Origin of the sequence: Luteolibacter pohnpeiensis, assembly GCF_016595435.1 — a bacterium.
Taxonomy (GTDB): Bacteria; Verrucomicrobiota; Verrucomicrobiia; order Verrucomicrobiales; family Akkermansiaceae; genus Luteolibacter; species Luteolibacter pohnpeiensis.
Window position 1 is genome coordinate 1 of sequence record NZ_JAENIJ010000092.1, and the last position, 2,305, is coordinate 2,305.

Annotated in this window: 1 protein-coding gene; it reads right to left on the reverse strand. The window is 60.3% G+C overall.

Annotation, left to right across the window (positions count from 1 at the left end; translation table 11 throughout):
- Positions 1-2,305, reverse strand: a 2,305-nt coding sequence (locus JIN85_RS20135; protein ID WP_200274228.1) for a hypothetical protein, incomplete at both ends; no start/stop codon positions are given.

Below are 2,305 nucleotides of genomic sequence, written 5' to 3' on the forward strand. Positions count from 1 at the left end.
GGCGTATCATCGGCTGCCGCTGCCATCACGGCGCGGGTGTCGATGTAGTTGTTAGGCCATGACGTGAGGAAATACTCCCGCGCCTTGGCATAGGCGTTGTCGGAGCCGGGAACGAGTTGCTGTTCTTCGTTTGAACAAACCAGCCGCTCGCCGTTCCAGCTCATCGTCCGGCGTCCGGGCATGCCGATGTGCACAAAGCGGCCATCCGAGCTGCCAGTCGATGCCACCAGCCGTTCTGCGGTGATCGCGATCTGTGACAGCCGCGAGGCGTTGTTTTCACCCTGCCAGAAGATAAAGGTTTTCCCGGTGTGGGGATCATCGTTGGCGGCAAGGTATTCGATCATCGCCTCCACTTCCTGCGACTGCCCGCCGCCGTAGCTGCGGGTTGTTAGAGTGCGGTCACCCAGTGCCGCCTTGAGGCTGCTGTTGAGCTTGCCCGGCATCGAGTCCCCTTCCATCACGATCTCGTAGCCACTGCGCGATGGCACCGCCACGCCCCGGCAATCCAGCGCAATCGCTGCTGCCGTTTCGCTCTTGTCGGTCCGGCGCACTTCCCACTCGCTGGCAGCGCTGGTGCAGGGAAGCGCGATCGCGCCACCTGCTGGCACCGTGATGACTTCCCGCCTGGCCACCGGTCCCCAGGCACCGCCGGTTTTGATCACTTCGTCACCGGCTGTTAGAGATAGTCCGCCAACTTCTCCGGCGGCTGATGCTTCCCACAGGTCGCCATCGATCGCGTTTTCGGGGAATCCATCTGCCGGGTCAAACTCACCCCGGAAAAACCATTCGCCGTCCGTGCCGCCTTTGATCCAGCGCGATGGCATGTTGCCGCCGCCCGCCGGTTGATAGGCCATGAATACGAGCCGGTCCCCTGCCTTGAACTCAAGACCGCGGAACCATCCGTCCGCGTTTGCCACCCAGAAATCCTTCCAGATATTTGGATACCCGCCGGGTGCTTGTCGGTAAACCCATGCGCCACCCGTGTAGACCATCAGATCGCCACGGCGCATGGTATCGTCACCAATGGTTAGAGTGCCGCTGTAAGCCTGAAACTCGTAGAAGTCGCCCTCGTTGAAATTGCCCGCAGGCGGCCAGTTCGACTCGGATGTTAGACCGCCCAGGTAGTTGATCGATGGCGCAACCGATGGATCGAACGGTCCCCGGTAGCGTTGGCCACGCACGAACAAACCGGAGCTTTGGCGAAAATCCAGTGAAGCATCGGACGTGTTCACTCCAGATAGGACTGAGGTTTTTCGAGGCGACAAGGTCACCCAGCCCAGCCCGGTTCGGACAAAAATCTGCGCGTGCTGGGGTCGGTATTGATCCAGCTGAAAATCGACCCGATCCGCGGCGGTTTCGCGAACGATCTCCGGATCCAGTTTAGGCTTGGTCACCGAGGCGTCGGCCAGTTGCACCGTGGTAATGCTTCCCGGGTCAGCGCCAGGGATGGCAAGGCCCGGGATGATGGTTTCACCAGTGTCTTTAACCGCGAAACAATATCTCGAAAACGGGAACGACTCATCCTCGATGGTAAAGAGGAAACCGGGCCGGTCGGTGCGGAATTTGAACTGTCCTGAAAGCGGAGCGACTTGCTCCTGCAGCGTGGTCAGCTCGGTGGCGTTGGCTTTTTCCGCAAGCGCGGTGACGAGCGACGGCGCGAAGGGCGCGATGACGGCAGCGATGAGCTTCAATTGTCCGGTAGCGGTCATCCCACCAGCAAAGCGCAAAAACGGATCAAAGAAACCGACAGAATAGGCTTCGCCACCGTATTCGAAGTTTTCGACGATCGAGAAGGGCGAGGTTTTCGACTCCTGCCTGAGCATCCGGCCCGTGAGATCGCCGGGGACTTTGTTCCAAACCGTCTCCCCTGCCTCGCGGTAGTAGCGGCCATTGTTGTCGTCCTTTTCGCTATCGGCGAAGACATAGCCAAACTCGGTTTCTCCGGAGGCATTTGCTTCTACGGGAAGGTCCGCCTTGTTGCGACGAGCGTAGGCGTCGCCATTCTCGATTGCGATGTTCGCCGCAGCTGCCAGAGCCGCCGCTTGTGAAGCGGATAGAGCCGCCGCCGTCGCAGCCGCGCTGGAAGTGTTTGCCAGTGATTTGGAAGTCGCGGCAGATTCCGCCGCCTCGGCAGCCAAAGCATCGGCAGCAGTTGTGTCTCCGGGCGGACCTTGATCTCCGGTTTCGCCTTTAGGGCCACGCTGGGTGGTTTCGTAATCGGCGTAGGTCTTGCCAGCATTTTCCGGCTTCGAGAGCCACAGGTCAAAAGCACTGCGCCCCGGCGGGCCGGATTCGAGTTCAACGG